The organism is Flavobacterium geliluteum (genome assembly GCF_017948595.1).
In the GTDB taxonomy this organism is placed as follows: Bacteria; Bacteroidota; Bacteroidia; order Flavobacteriales; family Flavobacteriaceae; genus Flavobacterium; species Flavobacterium flavipigmentatum.
This window is the reverse complement of sequence record NZ_JAGFBV010000020.1, coordinates 1-23,247: the sequence shown is the minus strand read 5'-3', so window position 1 is coordinate 23,247 and position 23,247 is coordinate 1. Positions and strand designations below refer to the sequence as shown.

Sequence of the window (23,247 nt, the reverse complement as noted above, 5' to 3'; positions counted from 1 at the left end):
TAAATAAAAAATAGTTAATCACAATTTGAAAAAAAGTAGGTTTAAGTACTTTTGTTTCAACAAAAAAAGATAACATGAAAGGTGTATTATTAGTAAATTTAGGTTCTCCGGAAAGTCCAACTCCCAAAGATGTAAAACCATATTTAGATGAGTTTTTAATGGACAAATACGTGATTGATGTTCCGTTTTTGTTGCGAGCAATATTAGTTCGCGGTATTATTTTACAAACAAGACCTAAAAAATCGGCCGCTGCTTATGCTAAAATCTGGTGGGACGAAGGTTCTCCTCTTGTTGTTATTTCTAAAAGAATGCACAAAAAGGTACAAAAATTAGTAGAGGTTCCGGTTTCTTTGGCCATGCGTTACGGAAATCCTTCGTTGTTGTCTGGTTTACAGGAATTGCATGATAAAGGCGTGAATGAAGTGTTGCTTTTTCCTTTGTACCCGCAACATGCTATGGCGTCTACAACTACCATATTAGAACTAGCAGAAGAACTGCGTAAAAAACATTTTCCTGAAATGAAATTTACCATTGTTCCCGCATTTTATAACAAACCCGATTATCTGCAAAATCTTGCCGATTCTATTAAAGGTCATTTAGAAGGCTACGATTACGATCATTTATTATTCTCGTATCACGGAATCCCAGAGCGTCACATTCGTAAAACAGATATCACAAAATCACATTGTAAAATTGATGGTTCTTGCTGTAATACGCCTTCGCCGGCACACGAATTTTGTTACCGTCATCAATGTTACGAAACCACCAAACAAGTTGTTAAATTATTGGGTATTCCAGAAGGAAAATACAGCCAGACTTTTCAGTCACGATTGGCCGGAGACAAATGGTTAACGCCTTATACTGATGTAGAGGTGAATAAAATGCCTGAAAAAGGAATTAAAAACTTAGCCGTAGTAACACCAGCATTTGTATCGGATTGTCTAGAAACTTTGGAAGAAATTGCCATGGAAGCCAATCATGAATTTAAAGCGCATGGAGGAGAAAACTTCAAAGCTATTCCTTGTTTAAATGATGATGATGAGTGGTGTAAAACAGTAGGTACCTGGATTAGTGATTGGGCAGCAAAAAAATAATACAAAGACAAAAATGACCTAAATGGAATATTACAACTACTTAAAAGCATTACATATTATCTTCGTATTAACCTGGTTTGTGGGATTGTTTAATATAGTGCGTCTGTTTGTGTATCAAATTGAGGCCAACGCTAAACCATCTCCTGAAAAGGAAATTTTGCAATCGCAATTCAAAATTATGTCGTATCGTTTGTGGTATATTATCACTTGGCCTTCGGCAATTTTAGCCAGTATTTTTGCTTTTTGGATGTTGTTTTTTACCGATTTGGGAAACGCTTGGCTCAAAATGCCTTGGATGCACGTAAAATTGTGTTTCGTGTTTTTATTATATTTGTATCACTTAAAATGCCATCAGATTTTTAAACAGCTTCAAAACAATGAAGTGAAATATTCTACTAATTTTATGCGTTTATGGAATGAAGGAGCTACCATTATACTTTTTGCAGTGGTTTTTTTGGTTGTTCTAAAAAATGCCTTCAATTGGATTTATGGCGTAATCGGAATCATTTTGTTCTCGGTTCTACTGATGCTAGGATTTCAATTTTATAAAAGAATACGCGAGAAAAAATAGTTTAAAGTTTCAGGTTTAAAGTTTTAGGTTGTTGTCGCGATCAGCAACCTGAAACCTGAAGCTAAAAAAACAACACCTATGTTCAACAACTTCAAAATGTCGATGCTTTCGCTTCGTGTTAGGATTTTCCTTTCGATGATTGTATTGATTGTTGTGGCTTCTTTTTTAATGGCTTCTATTTCGATTATTCAATTTAAAAATGAAGCCAAAGAATACCATCAGGAACGTTTAGAGCGCAAAGAAAATGCCGTAAAAGAACACATTAATTACGTGCTATCAACTACCACTTATCCGCTGAAAACGGGGAATTTAGATTTAATTTTCAAAGATAAAATCCACGAATTAGCGCAAATTCACAATATCGAAATTAATATTTACAGCCTTAACGGAAAATTACTAAAATCGTCTAAGGAGTCTTTCGCCGTTGATAAAGTCGCGCCGCCCATTCCCGAATATATCCTAAAATTGGTTCGTTCGTCTATCGAAAAGCGTTTTGTAGATATTAAAACCATTGACGGAGTTAAAAATCGCTCGTCCTACAGTTTGATAAAAGACGAGAAATTCAAACCTTTGGGAGTCTTAAACCTGCCTTATCTTGAGGACGATGGTTATTATGATAATGAATTGAACACTTTTTTAATTCGTTTGAGTCAAGTTTACTCTTTTATGTTGGTAGTTGCTTTTGCTTTGGCGTATTTTTTATCTACTTACATCACAAAATCGTTAAAAACGATTTCAGACCGATTGGAAGAAACGAATTTAGACCAGAAAAACGAAAAAATTGTTTTGGAAGCCAATAGTAAAGAAGTCAACTTTTTGATAAAAGCCTACAACGGAATGGTCGATAAGTTAGAGACCAGTGCGATCAAATTGGCACAAAGCGAGCGCGAAGAAGCTTGGCGCGAAATGGCAAAACAGGTTGCGCACGAGATTAAAAACCCGCTTACTCCAATGCGCTTGACGGTACAGAGTTTTCAACGCAAGTTTGACCCCACTTTGCCGGATGTAAAGCAAAAAATGAATGATTACTCCGAAACCTTAATTCAGCAAATTGATACGATGAGCGCAGTGGCTTCGGCGTTTTCTAATTTTGCTTCTATGCCAGCGCAGCAAAACGAGACCTTAAATGTGGTCGAAGTTGTAGAACTTTCTTTGGATATTTTTAATGAAGATTATATTGTTTTTGAAAGTCAGGAAGAAGAAATTATTTCTAAAATGGATCGTACGCAACTGATTCGTGTGATTACCAACTTGGTTAAAAATGCCACACAGGCAATTCCGGAAAGCCAATTTCATAAATCAATTGTCGTGACCGTAAAAAGACGCAATAATAATGTTGAAATTGCTGTAAAAGACAACGGAATTGGAATCCAGAAGCAAGATATTGGTCGCATTTTTGAACCAAAATTCACAACCAAAACCAGCGGAATGGGTTTAGGACTCGGAATTATCAAAAACATCATCGAAAATTATAAAGGAACAATTACCTTTGAATCAACTTACGGAAAAGGAACTACTTTTACGGTTTCCCTACCCATTACAAACGCATAAAACCATTATCATGAACTACGAAAATCTTTTAATAGCTATCGAAGAAAAAATAGCCACCGTAACCATTAATCGTCCCACAAAACTTAATGCCTTAAACAAAGCAACTATTAATGACCTGAGCAAAGCGATTCAAATATTAGCTAAAAATGAGGACGTTCGTGTTATTGTTTTGACAGGAACTGGCGAAAAAGCGTTTGTAGCAGGCGCTGATATTTCAGAATTTGCAAATTATACTATTGTCGAAGGGGCTCAATTGGCCGCTGAAGGTCAAGAATCTTTATTCGATCTGATAGAAAATTTAAAGAAACCAGTCATTGCAGCCGTAAACGGTTTTGCATTGGGAGGTGGACTGGAGTTGGCCATGTCGTGTCATTTTAGAATTGCATCTGACAATGCCAAAATGGGGCTTCCAGAAGTTTCTCTAGGATTAATCCCGGGTTACGGAGGAACACAGCGTTTGCCACAATTGGTGGGTAAAGGCCGCGCGATGGAGATGATTATGACCGCAGCCATGATTACCGCCGAAGAAGCAAAACAATACGGTTTGGTCAATCATGTGGTGCCACAAGCAGAACTTTTGGCGTTTACTTCCGGAATCGCTCAAAAAATCATTAAAAATGCGCCTTATGCTATCAACAAAGCGATAAAAGCGATAAATGCCAATTACAAAGACGGGAAAGATGGTTTTGAAACCGAAATCAAATCATTCGGAAAATGTTTCGGAACTCAGGATTTTAAAGAAGGAACTACTGCTTTTTTAGAAAAAAGAAAAGCCGAATTTACCGGAAAGTAAAACTTTATATTCAATAATATAAAAATTAGATAAACAGTAAATTAGTCGTTTTTCGACTCGCAAAACATCATGTCTTACGAACCTATATTTGCTCTCTTTTGCCAACGCGTTAAAGAAAGTATTCAAAGCGGCACTTTTGCCAAACTTACACTCGCCAAAACTATTGGTGACACCGAAATCAAAAACATCTATTTTCGTTTGGTTTTAAACGAAGATAATACCTTTTCAATCTCACTAACAACGCGCTACAAAACCGAAGAAATCGAAAGCATTCATACTTTAGACGAAGCTTTGATGGTGTTGGGAACCTACATCAAGAATCCGTTCCTGACAGCACTTTTATTCACCACCGATAATGACCTGACTTTCAAAGTCAACAAGAAAAACGCAGGCAGTATTATCGAGCAGCCACCAACGTTTAAAAATGCTTCGACGGTCATGCTCGAAATGGTAGAGAAGGGGATTGTCTAAAAAAATTGCTGGGTAATATAAGTGTCAACGATAAAAGGCAAACTGATTGTTCCTGTAAAAACAATTAAAGTAGGGATAATGTCAATTTTATGTTTTGGACTTTTAGAAATTTCGGGTTGTCTTAGAAAAATCGGATAATAAATTAAACTTACGAATTTATAAAGATATAAAAAGATAAAGGTCATTTGAGAGCCAAAATAGCTTAGTTTTTGATTTTTTTGATTTTTATCGTAAAGAAATATAATTCCAATTAAGATGAGAAAAGCAGAAAATAGAAAGAGCTTTAAAAAAGTCTTTTTATTATGTAATGATTTCTCCTGAGTAATAACAATCCCAAAAAAAGTGACTGAGAAAACTATATATAAAAACACATCGATATCCATGATTTAAACCAATTTCACGAATAAATTTGAAGCAATTTTGTTCGAAATAGACAATTCTCTGCCATCTACGCTAATTTTTACCGATAAATCGAAGGTTTCTTTCGATAGAAATACAATTCGGGAACCCAAAGCAATCTCTTGTTTGTCTAAGTATTTCAAAAACTCCGAGGAAGTATCTTTTACACCCACACAAACCCCAGTTTGATTCTCGGTAAGTTCAGAAAGCAATTGTTTTTCAACTTTTACAATACGTCCGTTGGCATCGGGAATCGGGTCACCATGCGGGTCTTCTGTCGGATTTCCTAAAAAATCATCCAAACGATTGATCAATTGCTCCGATTTGATGTGTTCTAACTGTTCTGCAATGTCGTGAACTTCATCCCAAGTAAAATTCAGTTTTTCGACCAAGAAAACTTCCCATAAACGATGTTTTCTCACGATCATTTTTGCCGCCAATCTTCCGTTTTCCGTCAAAGAAACGCCTTGGTACTTTTTGTAGTTAATCAAATCTTTTTCGGATAATTTTTTAAGCATATCTGTAACAGACGACGCTTTGGTTTCCATCATTTCGGCAATGGCATTGGTGCTTACTTCGGTATCAGACGAAGCCGTAAGGTGGTAAATCGCTTTAAGATAGTTTTCTTCTGAGAAAGTCATTTCTTGAGGTTGTAAGGTTCTTAGTTGCTGAGGTTCTGAGTGTAAAGATGCTAAAGAAAACCTTAGAACCTTAGTTGCTCAGTGCCTTAGCAACTTTTATTTAACAATTAACAAAGGTATCGAAATTTTATGTCTCAATTTGTCAACTGTGGTGCCAAATAAAAGGTCTTTTAAGCCTGTGTGGCCGTGGGTTCCCATCACTAAAATATCAAAATTGCCTTGGTTTATTATTTTCGGAATCACGCTGTTAGGTTTTCCAAAGCCAAGTTCGGTTTCGATCTTAAAGCCTTTTTGAGAAAGTATTTCTTTATATTCTAATAATAATTTTTCGTCAATAGTGGTTTCGTGGTCGTCAACATGGCCTCCGTAAATTAATGCACCAACGGTTTCTACAATATGAATTAAAGTGTATTGCGCCTCGATTCCGCCCAATTCGAAGGCGTTGTTGAGCGCAGCTTCATCAGCATTAGAAAAATCGACAGAAATAGCGATGTTTTTCTTGGTATAAACTTCTTTCGAAGTAAAATTTAACTGTAAATGATGAGGTGAATGGTTTTCGATATTCGACTTTGCCCTAGCAATAAAAGGTTTAAAAACGATATAAAGCAACAATCCTAAAAATCCAAATGCCAGCGGGACAACCGTAAACCAAAGAATTAGAGAATTACTGGAGCTTTCTAACCAGGAATTAATCTCGTCATAAACCAATTTTGCATTGAGCGAAACAATGATCAAAGCAATAGTCCAGGCGGCAAATTGAGTAGTTCTGGAGATATGAAAACCTTTCATTTTGGTTTTGTCGCTCACAAAATGTATCAACGGAATAATCGCAAAACCCAATTGTAAACTCAGGATTACTTGGCTTAAAATCAATAATTTACCGGTTACGCTTTCGCCATAAATCATGATTACGACCACCGCTGGGACAATAGCGATCAAGCGGGTAATGATGCGTCGTACCCAAGGTTGAATTCTTAAATTCAAATAGCCTTCCATTACAATTTGTCCTGCCAGTGTTCCCGTTATGGTTGAGCTTTGTCCTGCCGCGATTAAAGCTACGGCAAATAAAATAGGTGCCCATTTGGTGCCTAATAAAGGTTCCAGAAACTGATGCGCGTCCTGAATTTCGGCAACTTCAAACATGCCATTTTTGTAAAATGTGGCTGCTGCTAAAATTAGAATAGCAGCGTTGACAAAAAAAGCAAGATTTAGGGCAATGGTAGAATCAATAAAATTGTATTTTAAGGCTTGTTTGATTCCCGCCGGAGTCCTGTCGAATTTTCGGGTTTGTACCAAAGAAGAATGTAGGTACAAGTTGTGTGGCATTACGGTCGCACCGATGATGCCGATCGCGATGTACAAAGCAGCCGAACTCGGGATCGACGGAATCAATCCGTAAATTACTTTGTCTATTTCCGGCTCTGCAAAAATCATTTCAAAAATAAAAGAAAACCCAATGATGGCAACGAGTACAATGATAAATGCCTCCATTTTTCGGATGCCTTTATTAATTAAAAACAACAATAAAAAAGTGTCTAAAACGGTGATCAAAACGCCTTCGATAAGCGGAATATCAAACAATAAGTTGATTCCGATCGCCATTCCTAAAACTTCGGCCAAGTCGCAGGCTGCAATGGCGATTTCGGCCAAAAAGTATAAAATATAGTTGATAAACTTAGAATAGGTCTCTCTCGATGCCTGTGCCAAGTCACGTTGGGTAACGATTCCGAGACGTGCACTCAAACTTTGAAGCAAAAGCGCCATCAAGTTGCTCATTAGCAAAACCCAAAGCAAAGAATACCCAAACTGACTGCCGCCGGCAATATCTGTGGCCCAGTTTCCCGGATCCATGTAACCCACACTGACTAAGTAGGCGGGTCCTAAAAAGGCTAATATTTTTCTGAATCCCTTTTTTTTATGCTCTGTAGCAACCGATTGGTTAACTTCTTCTAAAGATTTAGTCATTGTAAAAATATTGTTTTAACAAATATATAGAAAAATAGTATTCGTTTAATAAAATTTTTAGACTAGTCTAAATGTTGTTAGGATGAGCATTTTGGGCACAAACCTGAAAGCGTAAAGTTAATGTCTTTTACTTTATAGCTATGCGGAATAAGGTAACTCGGTTTTACATTTTCTAAGCATGTTATTTCATGACAATTTTCGCAACTAAAATGGGCATGATTATGAATGTGTACGCGATGCTCATGACGGCATTTCGCGTATTTTACAGTTCCGTCAAGATCTACTATTTTATGAATAATATCGTCTTGTATTAGTCTGTCAAGTATTCTGTAAGTCGTTACGCGATCACAAACTTCGTTCAGCTGCTTCTGAATTTCGGTATGCGAAAGCGCCGTTGTTGAATTCCCAAAAATCTCTAGAACGGCTGTCTTTGCTACGGTGTTTCTTGTAATCTTCATTTATATTTTTTCAAATTATATAACGCAACAAAGTTGCAATTAATAAAAAACTTCTATATTTGCAACAAAATTGCATTAATCAAATATACTAAAAATGAGAAAAACTGTAGTACCTATTTATGATCTTTTAGGAATTTCGAGTGCAACCATTTGCTTGGTACACTGTCTTATTTTTCCACTTCTTAGTATGCTGCCTTTGGGACTAACGCACAATCCATTTATTGATTTGGTTTGTGCCGCAATTGGTTTGTTTGCAATACTCAAAAGTATTAAAAAATCAAATCTTTTGGTTGCTACTATCCTGATTATTTCGATGACTGCAATATTGATTAGTATTTTGTATGAAATTTTTTTTGACGTGCATCTAAAACTTATTTATTGGGGAGGAATCGGAATGATCATAGGACATTTTTTAAACTATAAATCACATAGTAATCTATTTTCTCCATTAAATAAAGAAAAAAAACATGATACAAAGTAAACATTTTGAAGTTATTATAATCGGCGGCAGTTATAGCGGGCTTTCTGCTGCGATGGCTTTAGGTCGTTCCTTGCGACAAGTTTTGGTCATTGATAGCGGTTTGGCTTGTAACAGACAAACGCCGCATTCGCACAATTTTATTACTCACGATGGTCAGAAACCCAATGTAATTTCGGCGAAAGCCAAAATACAAGTTGCACTTTACAAAACTGTTCAGTTTTATAATGGGCTTGCCACAAAGGCCATCGTAACAGAGAACGGATTTGAAATCACCACAGCATCAGGAGCGGTTTTTTATGCCAAAAAACTATTGTTTGCCACAGGGGTAAAAGACTTGCTTCCCAAAATCGAAGGGTTTGATGAGTGCTGGGGGATTTCTGTAATTCATTGCCCGTATTGTCATGGTTACGAAGTGAAGTCTGAAAAAACAGCTATAATAGCAAATGGCGAAGCTGGTTTTGAATATGCAAAACTAATAGCCAACTGGACAAAAGAGTTACGATTGTGTACCAACGGAAAAGCTACTTTGACAGCAGAACAAATACAAATTCTTGCCAAAAATAAAGTTGCAATTATCGAAGATGAAATTGAATCTTTTGAACACGAAAAAGGTAATATCAGTTGTATCGTCTTTAAAAACAGAGAAAAAATAAGTGTTAAAGCCGTGTATCACAGACCTCCTTTTGAGCAACATTGTCTTTTACCTTCCGTTCTTGGCTGCGAATTGACAGAGCAAGGACTGCTAAAAGTAGATCATTTACAAAAAACCACTCTTCGCGGAGTGTTTGCAAGTGGCGATAATTGTTATCCGGCGAGAGCCGTGGCGATGGCAGTTTCGTCAGGTTCTTTAGCGGGAGCAATGATCAATAAAGAGCTCATTGACGAAGAATTTATGAAGTAGCACTTTTGATTTAGTTGACTGAAATATAATGGAATGTGAATTTTTATCATCAAAAATTTTATTTATCGAATTTAATTTTTAGCTTTGTCTAAATTTAATTTTATGAAAATAAAAAAATCAATTTGGTTATTGATATTGTTTGGTTTACAATTTTCTTTTGCACAAGAAAGAGCTACAATTACGGGTTTTGTATCGTCTGAAGGGAAGAAAGTTTACATGGCAAATGTGCATTTACAAAACACCAATCTTGAAGTGGTTACGGATAGTTTGGGCTATTTTTTAATCGAAAATGTGCCTGTTGGCAATTATGCTGTTCAAGTTTCAAAAGTGGGTTTTCAAACTTTAAAAAAGAAAATTGAGGTTTCTTCATCAAGTGATTCTTTAGAATTTGAATTGAAGGATAATCAAAATCAACTTAACGAAGTCGTGGTTTCGGGAACTTTAAAAGCTGTAAAAAGGTTAGAAAGTGCTGTTCCGGTAGAGGTGTATTCGCCAGTTTTTTTCAAAAAAAATCCAACGGCCAGTATTTACGAAGCGCTTCAAAACATAAATGGCGTGCGGCCACAACTTAATTGTGGCGTCTGCAATACAGGCGATATTCATATAAATGGTCTAGAAGGCCCATATACCTTGGTTTTGATTGATGGAATGCCCATTGTGAGCAGTCTTTCTACGGTGTACGGCTTGTCGGGAATTCCGAATTCTTTGGTCGAACGGATCGAAATCGTCAAAGGCCCTGCTTCTTCTTTGTACGGCAGCGAGGCGGTTGGCGGATTGATTAATATTATTACCAAAAACCCTGTCAATGCGCCCATTTTTTCGGCAGATTATTTTACAACTACTTATTTTGAAAGTAATCTTGATCTGGGGATGAAATTTAATATTGGAAAAAAAGCAACGACTTTGTTGGGTTTGAACTACTTTAACTACGATCAGGTTGTCGATAAAGACAAGGATAATTTTACAGATGTTACTTTATCTGAACGAATTTCGGTTTTTAATAAATGGAGTTTTGCAAGAGAAAACAGTCGCCTTTTTACCATTGCAGCGCGGGGAATGTATGAGGATCGCTGGGGTGGCGATGTACATTGGGAGAAAAAATTTCGCGGAGGCGATGAAATTTACGGCGAAAGTATTTATACCAAACGTGGCGAGTTGATCGGAACATATCAATTGCCGTTTGAAGAAAAATTGATGCTTTCTTTCTCTGGAAATGTGCATTATCAGGATAGTCGCTACGGAACTACATCGTATATCGCCAATCAGAAAATTGGTTTTTTGCAATTGACTTGGGATAAAAAGATTGGTCAAAATGATTTCCTTGCCGGAATTGCCAATCGATATTCGTATTACAACGACAATACAACTGCCACAAAAGAAGCCGAAAATACCTGGCTGCCCGGGATTTTTGTTCAGGATGAAATTACCATCAATCCTAAAAATCAGGTTTTACTCGGAATGCGCTATGATTATAATTCAATTCATGGTTCGATTTACACGCCGAGAGTCGCTTATCGATGGAAAAAGAACGACAATGCGATTTTTAGGTTGAATGCCGGAACTGGTTTTCGGGTTGTCAATTTATTTACAGAAGACCACGCAGCCCTTACTGGCTCTCGCGATGTAGTGATTGAGAATGATCTGAAGCCAGAACAATCTATCAACGTTAATCTAAATTACATTCAGAAAATAAACTTCGAGAACGGCACTTTTATCGGAATTGAAACTACGGCTTTTTATACTCGATTTAGCAATAAAATTATTTCGGATTACGAGGCCGATCCCAACAAAATTATATATGATAACATCAATGGTCACGCTATTAGCCAAGGAATTAGCACAAATGTAGATGTTAATTTTCCGGCAGGTTTGAAGATGATTGTCGGAGCAACTCTTTTAGACAATAAAAATGTTGAAAACGGAATTTCGGAAAGACCTTTTTTAACAGAAAATTTTACCGGAACCTGGAGTGTTTCTTATAGAATTGAACCGTGGAATTTGCTTTTAGATTATACCGGAAATGTTTACAGCCCGATGAAACTCCCTTTGTTGAACGAATACGATCCGAGAAGCCCGAAATCGCCCTGGTACAGTATCCAGAACATTCAGTTGACATATTTGGGTTGGAAAGATTTTGAATTTTACGGCGGAATCAAAAATTTGCTAAACTTTACTCCAAAGCAAAATAATCCGTTTTTGATTTCGAGAGCCAATGATCCTTTCGATAAAAATGTGCAATACGATGCTGCTGGAAAAGTAATGGTAACGCCTGAAAATCCTTATGGTTTAACATTTGATACGACGTATGTGTACGGGCAAAATCAAACGATTCGAGGGTTTTTTGGATTGCGATATACTTTGAGGTAATTTTTTGTCACAGATTTAAAGGATTGAAAAAGATTTTACATCAGTTTGAGATTTCTTAGGAATCTCAAACGAATTAAATAATTAGCACGCAGATTTAACATTTTTTTTATAATCATTAAAATCACTAAAATCGGTGGCAAAATAATTTTAAACAAATGAAAAAGCTATTTCTAATTTTATTCTTTTTTGGAATAACTTCAACAGCTTTCTGTCAGCTAAAAAGTAGAACCTTTGAAGCGATTGATAGTTTGCAACATATTCAAAAGCGAAAAATTATCGTGTTTATTCACACCGATTGGTGCCAGTTTTGTCAACGAATGAAGAATACGACCTTCAAAAATCAGGAAATCAGTGAAAGACTGAATTCGGAGTTTTATTTCATAGATTTCAATGCAGAAGAAAAACGCAACATTACGTTCAATAATCATACTTTTTATTACAAACCTTCGGGGAATAATGTTGGCGTTCACGAACTCGCTATTCAGTTAGCAGCCGCTGACAAACAGCTTGTCTATCCTGCTTTATGTGTCATGAACGATAAAAACGAGATCATTCTGCAGTATCATAATTTTATTAGCGCAAGCGATTTTAAATTTCTTTTAGGAAAATTGAAAGAATAAAATTTCTTATTTTTGAAAATGAATTCTTCGCAAATCAAACATTACGATTACATCTTTACCGGAACAGGTTTGGCCGCTTTGATGACTGTTTACAAAATGGTGCAATCGGGCAGTTTTTCTCATAAATCAATTGCATTATTAGATGAAAATCTAAAGGAAACCAACGACAGAACCTGGTGTTTCTGGAATGAAAATGCTACAGTTTGGAATTCGATTGTTTTAAAGAATTGGGATTCGGCTTTGTTTGCCAATGAAAATTTTAGATCTGATTTGGATTTAAAACCTTATCAATACAATCAAATTCGAGGATTGGATTTTTACAATTTTGTTTTTGAAGCTCTTTCAAAGCAAGAAAATGTAGTTTTTTTGCGCGAAAAAGTGACTGATATTAATGAATTAGAGAATCATGTTTTTGTCGGAACAGAAGAAAACAGATATACTTGTGATTATTTGTTTAATAGTATTTACACCAAAGAGTTTGTCGCCAATCACACAAAATATCCTGTTTTGCAGCAACATTTTGTGGGATGGTTTGTAAAATCTGAGAAGGAAATTTTTGATCCGGAACAGGCCACTTTTATGGATTTTTCTGTAGAACAAAGAGGCAATACGCGGTTTATGTATGTTTTACCCGCTTCAAAAACCGAAGCTTTGGTTGAATATACGTTATTTTCTGAAAATTTGCTTTCGAAAGAGGAATACGAAAATGAAATTCAGATATACTTAAAAAATTTAGGTGCCGATCATTTTGAAATTACAGAAAAAGAACAAGGCAGTATTCCGATGACCTGCTATCCGTTTTGGAAAAAAAACACCAAAAGAGTATTAAATATAGGAACTGCTGGCGGATGGACAAAAGCCAGTACGGGTTATACTTTTAAAAATTCAGAAAAAAAATCATCTCAATTGGTGGCGTTTTTAGCTCCTTCGGCCTCGCTTCTAATGCCATCAGGATCACTTAAAATGTCTGATTTTCATAAAAAAAACAAATTTTGGTATTATGATTTATTGCTTTTGGATGTTTTGTACCGTCATAATGAGTTGGGAAGCCTTATTTTTTCTTCATTATTTAAAAAAGGAAATCCAAGTCTAATTTTTAAATTTCTAGACGAAGAAACCAGTTTATGGGAAGATCTGAAAGTAATTTTAAAATGCCCGAAAATGCCGTTTATAAAAGCTTTGTTTCGGGTTTTATTTAAATAAAAATTTTTCAAGCAGATCTTGAAATAGTTTTGGGCCTGGTATGTCATTCCGATGGAGGAGGAATCTCCGTGAGAAGTTCTACAAAGATTGATAAATTTCTGTGATGAGTTACTTGTTGAGATTCCTCCTCAGTCGGAATGATAATTCAAGGTCTATCTTTGTTGAATATTTCGTAAAGAGTATATATCAATGGAACTATAACAAAACTTTATACTTCAAATTAAGTTGTTGCGAGTAAACTTTGTAACTTTGCAAGTCAAAAAGTAAAATTTAAAAGATAAAAATATGTATCCACAAGAAATGGTAAAACCAATGGAGGCTGAGTTAACAGCAGCTGGTTTTCAAGATTTACATAGTGCAGAAGCTGTAGATAATGCAATCAAAGCTGAAGGTACCACGCTAGTTGTTGTGAATTCTGTTTGTGGTTGTGCTGCAAGAAATGCACGTCCGGGAGCAAAAATGAGTTTGGATGGAGCAAAAAAACCAGATCACTTAATCACGGTTTTTGCGGGTGTTGACAAAGAAGCGGTAGATGCTGCAAGACAACACATGTTTCCTTTTCCTCCATCATCCCCTTCTATGGCTTTGTTTAAAAACGGAGAATTGGTTCACATGCTAGAACGTCACCACATCGAAGGTCGTCCAGCTGAATTAATCGCTGAGAATTTGCAAGATGCGTTTAATGAGTATTGTTAATTTTTTTAGGTGCTGAGGTTCTGAGTAGCTAAGGTTCTAAGTTATACAAGACTGTCTATTTATTTAGGCAGTTTTTTTTGTTTGAAGCCAATCCAGCTGTCCGCTATATCTTTTGTGCCGAACCCCGGCACAAAAGGATGCCGCTTCCATCTGGGCTAAAAATCAAAATTCTTAAGAACTTTAGTCTTTACAATGAATCCTAAAAACCTTAGCGCCTTAGCTACTCAGAATCTTAACCGCTTAGAAGAAGTCTTTGCAACTTCGAACCTTTTTTGCTACTTTTGCAGCACAAAAAAATAATTTCTAAACTTAAAAACTGTTTATAGCATGCAACTGTACAACACTTTAAGCGCAGAAGAAAGAGCCATCATGATCGATGATGCCGGTAAACAACGACTCACGTTGTCTTTCTATGCGTATGCCAAAATTCAAGATCCCAAAAAATTTCGCGATGATTTATTTATCGCCTGGAACAAACTTGATGCTTTAGGCCGAATTTATGTTGCCCATGAAGGCATAAATGCTCAGATGAGTATTCCTGCCGACAATTTAGAAGCTTTTAGAGGAACTCTCGAAACATACGATTTTATGAAAGGCATCCGTTTGAATGAAGCGATAGAACATGATGATCACTCCTTTTTAAAATTAACGATTAAAGTCCGTGATAAAATTGTTGCAGATGGTTTAAACGATGAGACTTTTGATGTAACCGATATAGGCGTTCATCTGAAAGCCAAGGAATTCAATGAAATTCTCGAAGATCCAAACACGATTGTAGTCGATTTTAGAAATCATTACGAGAGCGAAGTAGGGCATTTTAAAAACGCCATCACGCCGGATGTCGAAACTTTTAGAGAAAGTTTGCCCATAATCAACGAACAGCTTCAAAACCATAAAGAAGACAAAAATCTGGTCATGTATTGCACAGGCGGAATTCGTTGCGAGAAAGCAAGTGCTTATTTTAAACACCAGGGTTTCAAAAATGTTTTTCAGTTAGAAGGCGGAATCATCAATTATGCCAAACAGCTAAAAGAAGAAGGTCTGGAAAGCAAGTTCATCGGGAAAAACTTTGTATTCGATAATCGTCTTGGCGAAAGAATCACAGAAGATATTATTTCGCAATGTCACCAATGCGGAAAACCCTGCGACAACCATACCAATTGCGAAAATGACGGATGCCATTTGTTGTTTATTCAATGTGATGAATGTAAAGCGGCAATGGAAAATTGCTGTTCTACCGAATGTTTAGAAATCATACACATGCCGTTGGTAGATCAGGTGCGGTTAAGAACTGGAAAACAGGTTGGGAACAAAGTTTTTAGAAAAGGAAAATCAGAAAATTTAAAATTCAAACATTCTGGAGAATTGGCCGATACAGCTTTGGCAGCAGCCGAGAAGCAAGTTGATATTCGTCAGAAAGTAAAAGTAAAAAAAGTATTGCTTGGAAAAGCAGAACATTACTACGTAAAAGCACAAGTAGGACAGTTTACGATAGAAAATCAAGAGCTAAACATTGGTGATACCATCTTAATTTCTGGACCAACTACAGGTAATCAGGAATTGGTTTTAGACAAAATGATTGTCGACGGAGCCGAAAACACAATAGCAAAAGCAGGCAATAAAGTTACTTTTGAAGTTCCTTTCAGAATCAGGTTGTCTGATAAAATTTATAAGATTTTAGGATAAATTTTTCTAAAATTTTCATTTAAAGAAAACCTATTTTGTGTCAAACAGAATAGGTTTTTTTTACGAATATCATTCACTAAGCTTGAAAAAGTATATAGTTGTTCTTTTTGCCTGTAAAGATTTTGGAAGCAGTTAAAATTTAAAAAACAAATGCTGATACAGTTTTAAAACAGCGGTTTTTGCCCAACAATCGTTATTTTTGTCAAAGTACTCACCTGTTAAGTTGAATACGATAATCGTAACAGAGAGAAAGTAATTATGGAGGATGATTTAAAAAAGTTTGTGTTGTACACTGCACCAAGCGGTGAAATACGCGTTGATGTTTTGTTACAAAATGAGTCGGTGTGGCTTTCACAAAAAGCAATGGCATTATTATTTGATTGTAGCACAGATAATATTTCATTACATTTAAAAAATATTTTTGAAAGTAATGAATTAGAAGAAAATTCAGTTACCGAGGTTTTCTCGACAACTGCTTCAGACGGTAAAAAATACAAGGTAAAACACTATAGTCTCGATGCCATCATTTCTGTTGGTTATAGAGTAAACTCAACCAAAGCCACACAGTTTCGTATTTGGGCAACTCAAACCTTAAAAGAATATATTATAAAAGGCTTCGTTTTAGATGACAATCGTTTAAAACAAGTTCAGGCTATTTTTGGCAAAGATTATTTTAAAGAATTATTGCAAAGGGTTCGCTCGATTCGGGCGAGTGAAAGGAGAATTTATCAGCAAATCACAGATATTTTTGCCGAATGCAGCATCGACTATAATAGCAATGCCGAAATAACTAAAAACTTTTATGCTACAATTCAAAATAAATTTCATTATGCCATAACAGGTAAAACAGCGGCCGAGATAATACTTGAAACCGCGAATGCCAAAAAAGAAAATATGGGATTGACTACTTGGAAAAATAGTCCAAATGGAAGAATTTTGAAATCGGATGTAATTGTTGCTAAAAATTATTTGCAGGAAAAAGAAATTAAACAACTGGAGCGCACTGTAATTGGATATTTCGATTATATAGAAGGATTGATAGAGCGTGAAAACACTTTTACAATGGAACAATTGGCTGCAAGCGTTAATAAGTTTTTATCTTTTAATGATTATAAAATAATAGAAGGAAAAGGAAAAATTTCTAAACTGCAAGCTGACAAAAAAGCAATTAAAGCTTACGAGGTTTTTAATAAAACACAAAAAATAATTTCTGATTTTGATAAACAAATAAAAAAACTAAAATAACAGATTTAAAAAACATCTAAAAACCTATTTTGTGTCAAACAGAATAGGTTTTTTTATTTAACAACCCTTTAGTTTTAATCGATAAAAAGCAAACTAAAAAAAATACTATCTTTACCGATCAAACGTTTATGAACTTAAGTTGCACTTTTGCAACACTACATATAAAATTATGGCATGTACAAGTTGTTCAACCTCAGATGGTGGCGCACCAAAAGGTTGTAAAAATAATGGGACTTGCGGCACCGATAGCTGCAATAAATTAACAGTTTTTGACTGGCTTTCAAACATGAGTCCGTCTAATGGAGAGGCTATTTTTGATTGTGTTGAGGTGCGTTTTAAGAACGGACGCAAAGAATTTTTTAGAAATTCAGAAAAATTAACGTTAAGTATTGGTGATATTGTGGCTACTGTTGCTTCACCGGGACACGATATCGGGATCGTAACTTTGACAGGCGAATTGGTAAAAATTCAAATGAAGAAAAAAGGGGTCAATCACGAGAGTAATGAAGTACCTAAAATTTATAGAAAAGCATCTCAAAAAGATATTGATATTTGGTCTGCAGCGCGTGAACGCGAGGAACCAATGAAAGTTCGTGCCCGAGAATTGGCCATTCAGCACAAGCTGGAAATGAAAATTTCGGATATCGAATTTCAAGGCGATGGTTCGAAAGCTACGTTTTATTACACCGCCAATGATAGAGTCGATTTTAGACTTTTGATTAAGGATTTTGCTAAAGAATTTAGCACAAGGGTAGAGATGAAGCAAGTGGGTTTTCGTCAGGAAGCAGCTCGTTTAGGAGGTATTGGTTCTTGCGGAAGAGAACTTTGCTGTTCTACTTGGTTGACCGATTTTAGAAGTGTCAATACTTCGGCGGCACGCTATCAGCAACTTTCGTTGAATCCTCAAAAATTAGCAGGACAATGCGGAAAACTAAAATGCTGCCTGAATTACGAATTGGATACGTACATGGATGCCCTGAAAGATTTTCCGGATTACGATACCAAGCTGGTTACCGAAAAAGGAGACGCAATCTGCCAGAAACAAGATATTTTTAAGGGATTGATGTGGTTTGCTTACACCAATAATTTTGCAAACTGGCATGTTTTAAAAATTGATCAGGTAAAAGAAATTATTGCCGAGAATAAGCAAAAAAACAAAGTTTCGTCTTTGGAAGATTTTGCTATTGAGGTGACTTTAGAGCCTGAAAAAGATTTTAATAACGCTATGGGGCAGGAAAGTTTAACTCGTTTTGATCAGCCGAAAAGAAAGAAAAAACCAAATCGCAAACGCAAACCAACAGAAAATGCGATTGTGGCCAACGCCCCGAAACCTCAGGCAAATACCAATATCAATGCCCCAAAGGCCGGAGGAGGAAACCCAAATAAACCCAACAAACCGAATAATAACAAGCCTAATAATTCGAACAAACCCAACAATAATTCGAACGAAAAAAAGCAAGGCGAACCTAGAAAACCTATAATTATTACTAAAAATGAGAATAAAAAATAGCGGAATTCTTCTTTTGGTAGGGATACTTCTTTTTTCTTGTGATAAAAAAAGAGTGTTTGATCAGTACAAATCTGTTGGAAGTGCGTGGCACAAAGACAGTATTGTAACCTTTGATTTGCCCGTTTTAGACTCCACAAAAAGATATGATTTATTTGTAAATTTGAGAGATAATAACAATTATCCGTTCAATAATCTTTTTTTGATTGTGGCTATCGAAACGCCAAACGGATTTACAAAAGTCGACACTTTAGAATATTTAATGGCCAATCCTGACGGCACACTTTTAGGAGAAGGTTTCTCGGATATTAAAGAAAGTAAACTATATTTTAAAGAAGGAGTAAAGTTTAGAGGAAAATACAAAGTACATATCAAACAAGCTGTTAGAGAATCAGGAAAGATTCCCGGAGTTCAGGCTTTAGAGGGTATCACTGATGTAGGTTTTAGAATAGAACAAAAAGATTTGAAATAGTTATGGCTACCACAAAAAACAATCAACCAAATAGTGTTAAAGATATTAAGTATTATCAAAAGAAATTTTGGCGAATTTTCGTTTACGGGCTACTAGCGCTCCTGGCGTTTTTCTTGTTCGCATCATGGGGACTTTTTGGTTCGATGCCTTCTTTTGAAGATTTAGAAAATCCGGATTCTAATTTGGCTACCGAAATTATTTCTTCAGATGGAGTCGTGATCGGTAAGTACTTTAAAACCAATAGGTCTCAGTTGAAGTATTCGGATTTACCGAAAAACCTTGTAGATGCTTTGGTTGCTACCGAAGATGCTCGTTTTTATGAGCATTCGGGTATTGATGGACGCGGAACTTTGCGAGCTGCTTTTTCCTTGGGGACCAATGGAGGAGCTAGTACCTTAACACAGCAGTTAGCAAAACAATTATTTCATCGTGGAGGATCTAGCTTTTTGCCCTTTAGAATAGTGCAAAAAATAAAAGAATGGATTATTGCAATTCGTCTGGAAAGGCAGTATACCAAAAATGAGATTTTAGCGATGTACTGTAATGTATACGATTTCGGAAATTACGCTGTTGGGGTAAGTTCTGCAGCTCAAACGTATTTTTCTAAAGAGCCTAAAGATTTAACCATAGACGAATCGGCAATATTAGTTGGAATGTTTAATAATTCATCTCTTTATAATCCTTTGCGAAATCCTGTTGGTGTTAAAAACCGTCGTGATGTAGTACTGGGTCAAATGGTAAAAGCCAAGATGATTACGGAGTCTCAAAAAGAGAAGTACAAAGCCTTACCAATAAACTTAAAATTTAAGTTAGAAAGCCACCGCGAGGGAATGGCAACTTATTTTAGAGAATATCTGCGTGACTACATGAAAAAATGGATGGCTGAAAACAAAAAACCAGACGGTTCTGATTATGATATTTATAAAGATGGTTTGAGAATTTATACTACCATAGATTCGAGAATGCAAATGCACGCCGAAGAGGCTGTTTTGGCTCACATGAAAAATCTTCAGGAACAATTTTTTATTGAATCGAAAACCAATAAGAATGCGCCTTTTTTGAATATTACAAAAGCCGAAACGGATAGAATCATGATGCAAGCCATGAAAAATTCGAGCCGTTGGGCCATGATGAAAGATTTAGAAAAAAGTGAAGAAGATATTATAGCTTCTTTTAAAGTAAAAACTAAAATGCGCGTCTTTACCTGGAAAGGAGAACGTGATACTGTGATGACTCCGTTGGATTCTATTCGTTATTACAAACATTTTCTGCAGTCAGGTTTAATGGCGATGGAGCCTCAGACAGGTAGTATCAAGGCTTGGGTAGGCGGAATCAATTATAAATATTTTCAATACGATCACGTAGGACAAGGAGCGAGACAAGTAGGTTCTACTTTCAAACCAATTGTTTACGCAACTGCAATCGAGCAACTTAACATGTCGCCTTGTGACTCTATTCTTGACGGTCCGTTTATGATTCATAAAGGGAAACATAATGTTACTGAAGATTGGGAACCAAGAAACTCCGATAATAGATACCGTGGTATGGTAACTTTAAAGCAAGGTTTGGCAAACTCTATCAATACGGTTTCTGCAAAACTTATAGACAGAACTGGTCCTGATGCGGTGGTAGAACTGGCGCATAAATTAGGAATCAAGTCTGATATTCCTTCTCAACCTTCAATAGCGCTTGGTGCAGTAGATGCTACAGTAGAAGATATGGTAGCGGCTTACAGCACTTTTGCCAATCAGGGAGTGTATGTAAAACCTCAGTTTTTAAGTCGTATTGAAAACAAAAGTGGCGAGGTGATCTATGAGCCAATTCCAGAATCACACGATGTACTAAATAAAGATATTGCTTTTGCCGTAATTAAATTGATGGAAGGTGTTACCGAGACTGGATCTGGTGCGCGTTTGCGTACACAAGGCGGTGGTAATGGCGACAATCGCTGGACAGGATATCCGTACATGTTCAAAAACCCAATTGCGGGTAAAACCGGAACCACACAAAACCAATCAGATGGTTGGTTTATGGGTATGGTTCCAAATCTAGTAACAGGTGTTTGGGTGGGTTGCGAAGATCGTTCGGCACGTTTTAAAAGCTTGACGTATGGTCAGGGAGCAACAGCTGCTTTGCCGGTTTGGGCTTATTTTATGAAATTATGCTATGCTGACGCAGGGCTTCAGGTTTCAAAATCTGCATTCGATCGTCCTCCTGGTTTGAGCATAAAAGTAGATTGTTACGTTAGACCAGCTGTCGTAAAAGATACTACTCAGACAGAGCAAAGTACAGACGAATTTGAACTGTAATTGTAAATTGACCTCTTTCTAAGTAGGTTTTTATTTTATAAAAATAAAGTATTGCCTTTTGTTTCTTCCTTAATTTTGGAAGATCCAAAAGGCTTTTTTTTGCTTTGACTATTATTTTTTTATGAAATAACTATTATTTAATCAAAAAACTTTATTTTTATCAAAATTATACGTCAATAAAGACCATTTGATATGATTACAAAAAAAGTAAATAATGTTCAGGAAGCAATAAAAGGAATCGAAAGCAACATGACGATTATGTTTGGCGGTTTTGGCTTATGCGGAATTCCAGAAAATACTATCGCAGCTTTGGTAGCAACATCAATATCGAATCTTACTTGTATTTCTAATAATGCAGGTGTAGATGATTTTGGTTTAGGATTGCTTTTGCAAAAAAGACAAATCAAGAAGATGATTTCTTCGTACGTGGGTGAAAATGCCGAGTTTGAACGTCAGATGCTGTCGGGCGAACTAGAAGTGGAGTTAATTCCGCAAGGTACTCTGGCAGAACGTTCTCGCGCCGCACAGGCTGGAATTCCTGCTTTTTTTACTCCAGCAGGTTTTGGAACCGAAGTGGCGGCAGGAAAAGAAGTGCGCGAATTTAACGGAAAAATGCACATTATGGAAGAAGCTTTCAAAGCCGATTTTGCTATTGTGAAAGCTTGGAAAGGAGACGAGGCTGGTAATCTTATTTTTAAAGGAACCGCCAGAAACTTTAATGCTTGTATGGCAGGTGCAGGAAAAATTACAATTGCTGAGGTCGAAGAATTGGTTCCGGTTGGCACTTTAGATCCCAATCAAATCCATATACCAGGAATTATGGTGCAGCGTATTTTTCAGGGAGAAAAATTCGAGAAACGTATTGAGCAACGCACCGTTCGTAAAAAGAATTAGATAATTAGAAAATATGACAATTAGATAATTAATCGGATTATGCCACAAGGCTCTATCTAATTGTCTAATTTCCAAATTGAAACATTCAAAAATATGTTAACAAAAGAAGATATTGCAAAACGAATTGCAAAAGAGGTAAAAGACAGGTATTTTGTCAACTTAGGCATCGGAATTCCGACTTTGGTTGCGAATTACGTTAGAGAAGATATTGCTGTGGAGTTTCAGAGTGAAAATGGTGTTTTGGGTATGGGGCCTTTCCCTTTCGAAGGAGAAGAAGACGCAGATATCATTAATGCAGGAAAACAGACGATTACGACACTTCCCGGAGCCAGTTTTTTTGATTCGGCTTTTAGTTTTGGAATGATTCGAAGCCAAAAAGTAGATTTGACTATTTTAGGTGCTATGGAAGTTTCGGAAAATGGTGATATTGCCAACTGGAAAATTCCAGGCAAAATGGTAAAAGGAATGGGAGGAGCGATGGATTTGGTGGCTTCTGCCGAAAATATAATCGTAGCCATGATGCATGTTAATAAAGCCGGAGAATCAAAAATCTTAAAAAAATGTACTTTGCCATTAACGGGTGTAGGATGCGTGAAAAAGGTGGTTACTGAGCTTGCTGTTCTGGAAATAACTGCAAAGGGTTTTAAGCTCTTAGAACGCGCGCCAGGTGTTTCTGTTGAGCACATTATTGCTTCAACAGAAGCAGAATTGATTATTGAAGGCGAAATTCCGGAAATGAATATCTAAACGATTTTCTTTTTTTAATAAAAATCACCAAAAAGCCGGCTTGTAATAGGAGGGCACTGAAAAACATCCCTTATTTTGATCAGGTTTATTTTTTAGACAATAAAAAAACGCTTATAACAGGACTTTAAAAAATCCGCTATAAGCGTTTTTCGTTTTATAACTGTTTTTGATTTGAC

21 protein-coding genes are annotated in these 23,247 nt (G+C 36.2%); 18 read left to right on the top strand and 3 right to left on the bottom strand.

What is annotated here, in order from left to right; all coding sequences use genetic code 11:
• The first annotated feature begins 74 nt into the window (after positions 1 to 74).
• The 5 genes from hemH (at position 75) to J3495_RS12755 (ending at position 4,480) form a co-directional block, all read left to right on the top strand.
• The gene (gene hemH / locus J3495_RS12775; protein ID WP_210666932.1) at positions 75 to 1,094 is read left to right on the top strand and encodes a ferrochelatase; all 1,020 of its coding nucleotides are present in this window, start codon (positions 75 to 77) and stop codon (positions 1,092 to 1,094) included.
• Between the two features lie 22 nt (positions 1,095 to 1,116).
• Positions 1,117 to 1,665 carry a CopD family protein gene (locus J3495_RS12770; protein WP_210666931.1) on the top strand — a complete coding sequence of 183 codons (549 nt, stop codon included), beginning with the start codon at positions 1,117 to 1,119 and terminating at the stop codon, positions 1,663 to 1,665.
• A gap of 135 nt (positions 1,666 to 1,800) precedes the next feature.
• Positions 1,801 to 3,216, top strand: coding sequence for an ATP-binding protein (locus tag J3495_RS12765; RefSeq protein ID WP_210666975.1), 1,416 nt, complete (start codon positions 1,801 to 1,803; stop codon positions 3,214 to 3,216).
• Between the two features lie 10 nt (positions 3,217 to 3,226).
• Positions 3,227 to 4,009 (top strand): enoyl-CoA hydratase/isomerase family protein, encoded by a 783-nt coding sequence (locus J3495_RS12760; RefSeq protein ID WP_210666930.1) that lies wholly within the window; start codon positions 3,227 to 3,229, stop codon positions 4,007 to 4,009.
• A gap of 69 nt (positions 4,010 to 4,078) precedes the next feature.
• Entirely contained in the window at positions 4,079 to 4,480 is a 402-nt protein-coding gene (locus J3495_RS12755; RefSeq protein WP_210666929.1) for a hypothetical protein, read from the top strand.
• Positions 4,481 to 4,866: 386 nt separating this feature from the next.
• Here J3495_RS12755 and J3495_RS12750 read toward each other — a convergent pair whose 3' ends face one another.
• The 3 genes from J3495_RS12750 to J3495_RS12740 form a co-directional block, all read right to left on the bottom strand.
• Positions 4,867 to 5,520: a metal-dependent transcriptional regulator gene (locus tag J3495_RS12750; protein WP_210666928.1), complete on the bottom strand. Its 654-nt coding sequence runs from the start codon at positions 5,518 to 5,520 to the stop codon at positions 4,867 to 4,869.
• A 96-nt stretch (positions 5,521 to 5,616) separates the two neighbouring features.
• On the bottom strand, positions 5,617 to 7,485 hold the full coding sequence (locus tag J3495_RS12745; RefSeq protein WP_210666927.1) for an Nramp family divalent metal transporter: 1,869 nt from the start codon (positions 7,483 to 7,485) through the stop codon (positions 5,617 to 5,619).
• A gap of 77 nt (positions 7,486 to 7,562) precedes the next feature.
• The gene (locus tag J3495_RS12740; protein WP_210666926.1) at positions 7,563 to 7,943 is read right to left on the bottom strand and encodes a Fur family transcriptional regulator; all 381 of its coding nucleotides are present in this window, start codon (positions 7,941 to 7,943) and stop codon (positions 7,563 to 7,565) included.
• A gap of 94 nt (positions 7,944 to 8,037) precedes the next feature.
• Between J3495_RS12740 and J3495_RS12735 the strand changes: the two genes are divergently transcribed.
• The 13 genes from J3495_RS12735 (at position 8,038) to J3495_RS12675 (ending at position 23,071) form a co-directional block, all read left to right on the top strand.
• Positions 8,038 to 8,424: a MerC domain-containing protein gene (locus J3495_RS12735; protein WP_210666925.1), complete on the top strand. Its 387-nt coding sequence runs from the start codon at positions 8,038 to 8,040 to the stop codon at positions 8,422 to 8,424.
• Complete coding sequence (locus tag J3495_RS12730; protein WP_210666924.1) at positions 8,411 to 9,325, top strand: NAD(P)/FAD-dependent oxidoreductase; 915 nt, start codon at positions 8,411 to 8,413, stop codon at positions 9,323 to 9,325. Before J3495_RS12735 ends, J3495_RS12730 begins: the two co-directional genes overlap by 14 nt.
• A 102-nt stretch (positions 9,326 to 9,427) precedes the next feature.
• Positions 9,428 to 11,692, top strand: a complete 2,265-nt coding sequence (locus tag J3495_RS12725; RefSeq protein WP_210666923.1) for a TonB-dependent receptor — start codon at positions 9,428 to 9,430, stop codon at positions 11,690 to 11,692.
• A gap of 155 nt (positions 11,693 to 11,847) precedes the next feature.
• The gene (locus J3495_RS12720) at positions 11,848 to 12,312 is read left to right on the top strand and encodes a thioredoxin family protein (protein WP_210666922.1); all 465 of its coding nucleotides are present in this window, start codon (positions 11,848 to 11,850) and stop codon (positions 12,310 to 12,312) included.
• A gap of 18 nt (positions 12,313 to 12,330) precedes the next feature.
• The gene (locus J3495_RS12715; protein ID WP_210666921.1) at positions 12,331 to 13,515 is read left to right on the top strand and encodes a lycopene cyclase family protein; all 1,185 of its coding nucleotides are present in this window, start codon (positions 12,331 to 12,333) and stop codon (positions 13,513 to 13,515) included.
• 285 nt (positions 13,516 to 13,800) lie between these two features.
• Positions 13,801 to 14,211: a BrxA/BrxB family bacilliredoxin gene (locus J3495_RS12710; protein WP_210666920.1), complete on the top strand. Its 411-nt coding sequence runs from the start codon at positions 13,801 to 13,803 to the stop codon at positions 14,209 to 14,211.
• A gap of 327 nt (positions 14,212 to 14,538) precedes the next feature.
• Positions 14,539 to 15,897 carry an oxygen-dependent tRNA uridine(34) hydroxylase TrhO gene (trhO, locus tag J3495_RS12705; RefSeq protein ID WP_210666919.1) on the top strand — a complete coding sequence of 453 codons (1,359 nt, stop codon included), beginning with the start codon at positions 14,539 to 14,541 and terminating at the stop codon, positions 15,895 to 15,897.
• Between the two features lie 258 nt (positions 15,898 to 16,155).
• A complete protein-coding gene (locus J3495_RS12700; RefSeq protein WP_210666918.1) occupies positions 16,156 to 17,142 on the top strand; it encodes a virulence RhuM family protein in 987 nt (328 codons plus the stop codon).
• A gap of 169 nt (positions 17,143 to 17,311) precedes the next feature.
• Entirely contained in the window at positions 17,312 to 18,652 is a 1,341-nt protein-coding gene (locus J3495_RS12695) for a PSP1 domain-containing protein (RefSeq protein ID WP_210666917.1), read from the top strand.
• Positions 18,636 to 19,121 (top strand): gliding motility lipoprotein GldH, encoded by a 486-nt coding sequence (locus J3495_RS12690; protein ID WP_210666916.1) that lies wholly within the window; start codon positions 18,636 to 18,638, stop codon positions 19,119 to 19,121. The genes J3495_RS12695 and J3495_RS12690 overlap by 17 nt, the downstream gene beginning before the upstream one ends.
• Before the next feature lie 2 nt (positions 19,122 to 19,123).
• Positions 19,124 to 21,430 (top strand): penicillin-binding protein 1A, encoded by a 2,307-nt coding sequence (locus tag J3495_RS12685; RefSeq protein WP_210666915.1) that lies wholly within the window; start codon positions 19,124 to 19,126, stop codon positions 21,428 to 21,430.
• A 192-nt stretch (positions 21,431 to 21,622) separates the two neighbouring features.
• Positions 21,623 to 22,324, top strand: a complete 702-nt coding sequence (locus J3495_RS12680) for a CoA transferase subunit A (RefSeq protein WP_210666914.1) — start codon at positions 21,623 to 21,625, stop codon at positions 22,322 to 22,324.
• A 93-nt stretch (positions 22,325 to 22,417) separates the two neighbouring features.
• Positions 22,418 to 23,071, top strand: coding sequence for a CoA transferase subunit B (locus J3495_RS12675; RefSeq protein WP_210666913.1), 654 nt, complete (start codon positions 22,418 to 22,420; stop codon positions 23,069 to 23,071).
• The last annotated feature ends 176 nt before the right edge of the window (positions 23,072 to 23,247 follow it).

Bases quoted from the DNA above. Each gene is read 5' to 3' on its own strand.
- J3495_RS12730 (WP_210666924.1), top strand. From the start codon at position 8,411: ATGATACAAAGTAAACATTTTGAAGTTATTATAATCGGCGGCAGTTAT.
- J3495_RS12745 (WP_210666927.1), bottom strand. From the start codon at position 7,485: ATGACTAAATCTTTAGAAGAAGTTAACCAATCGGTTGCTACAGAGCAT.
- J3495_RS12710 (WP_210666920.1), top strand. From the start codon at position 13,801: ATGTATCCACAAGAAATGGTAAAACCAATGGAGGCTGAGTTAACAGCA.
- J3495_RS12725 (WP_210666923.1), top strand. From the start codon at position 9,428: ATGAAAATAAAAAAATCAATTTGGTTATTGATATTGTTTGGTTTACAA.
- J3495_RS12760 (WP_210666930.1), top strand. From the start codon at position 3,227: ATGAACTACGAAAATCTTTTAATAGCTATCGAAGAAAAAATAGCCACC.
- J3495_RS12700 (WP_210666918.1), top strand. From the start codon at position 16,156: ATGGAGGATGATTTAAAAAAGTTTGTGTTGTACACTGCACCAAGCGGT.
- J3495_RS12720 (WP_210666922.1), top strand. From the start codon at position 11,848: ATGAAAAAGCTATTTCTAATTTTATTCTTTTTTGGAATAACTTCAACA.
- J3495_RS12680 (WP_210666914.1), top strand. From the start codon at position 21,623: ATGATTACAAAAAAAGTAAATAATGTTCAGGAAGCAATAAAAGGAATC.
- J3495_RS12675 (WP_210666913.1), top strand. From the start codon at position 22,418: ATGTTAACAAAAGAAGATATTGCAAAACGAATTGCAAAAGAGGTAAAA.
- J3495_RS12690 (WP_210666916.1), top strand. From the start codon at position 18,636: ATGAGAATAAAAAATAGCGGAATTCTTCTTTTGGTAGGGATACTTCTT.
- J3495_RS12685 (WP_210666915.1), top strand. From the start codon at position 19,124: ATGGCTACCACAAAAAACAATCAACCAAATAGTGTTAAAGATATTAAG.
- J3495_RS12695 (WP_210666917.1), top strand. From the start codon at position 17,312: ATGGCATGTACAAGTTGTTCAACCTCAGATGGTGGCGCACCAAAAGGT.
- J3495_RS12770 (WP_210666931.1), top strand. From the start codon at position 1,117: ATGGAATATTACAACTACTTAAAAGCATTACATATTATCTTCGTATTA.
- J3495_RS12740 (WP_210666926.1), bottom strand. From the start codon at position 7,943: ATGAAGATTACAAGAAACACCGTAGCAAAGACAGCCGTTCTAGAGATT.
- J3495_RS12735 (WP_210666925.1), top strand. From the start codon at position 8,038: ATGAGAAAAACTGTAGTACCTATTTATGATCTTTTAGGAATTTCGAGT.
- J3495_RS12715 (WP_210666921.1), top strand. From the start codon at position 12,331: ATGAATTCTTCGCAAATCAAACATTACGATTACATCTTTACCGGAACA.
- trhO (WP_210666919.1), top strand. From the start codon at position 14,539: ATGCAACTGTACAACACTTTAAGCGCAGAAGAAAGAGCCATCATGATC.
- J3495_RS12755 (WP_210666929.1), top strand. From the start codon at position 4,079: ATGTCTTACGAACCTATATTTGCTCTCTTTTGCCAACGCGTTAAAGAA.
- J3495_RS12765 (WP_210666975.1), top strand. From the start codon at position 1,801: ATGATTGTATTGATTGTTGTGGCTTCTTTTTTAATGGCTTCTATTTCG.
- J3495_RS12750 (WP_210666928.1), bottom strand. From the start codon at position 5,520: ATGACTTTCTCAGAAGAAAACTATCTTAAAGCGATTTACCACCTTACG.
- hemH (WP_210666932.1), top strand. From the start codon at position 75: ATGAAAGGTGTATTATTAGTAAATTTAGGTTCTCCGGAAAGTCCAACT.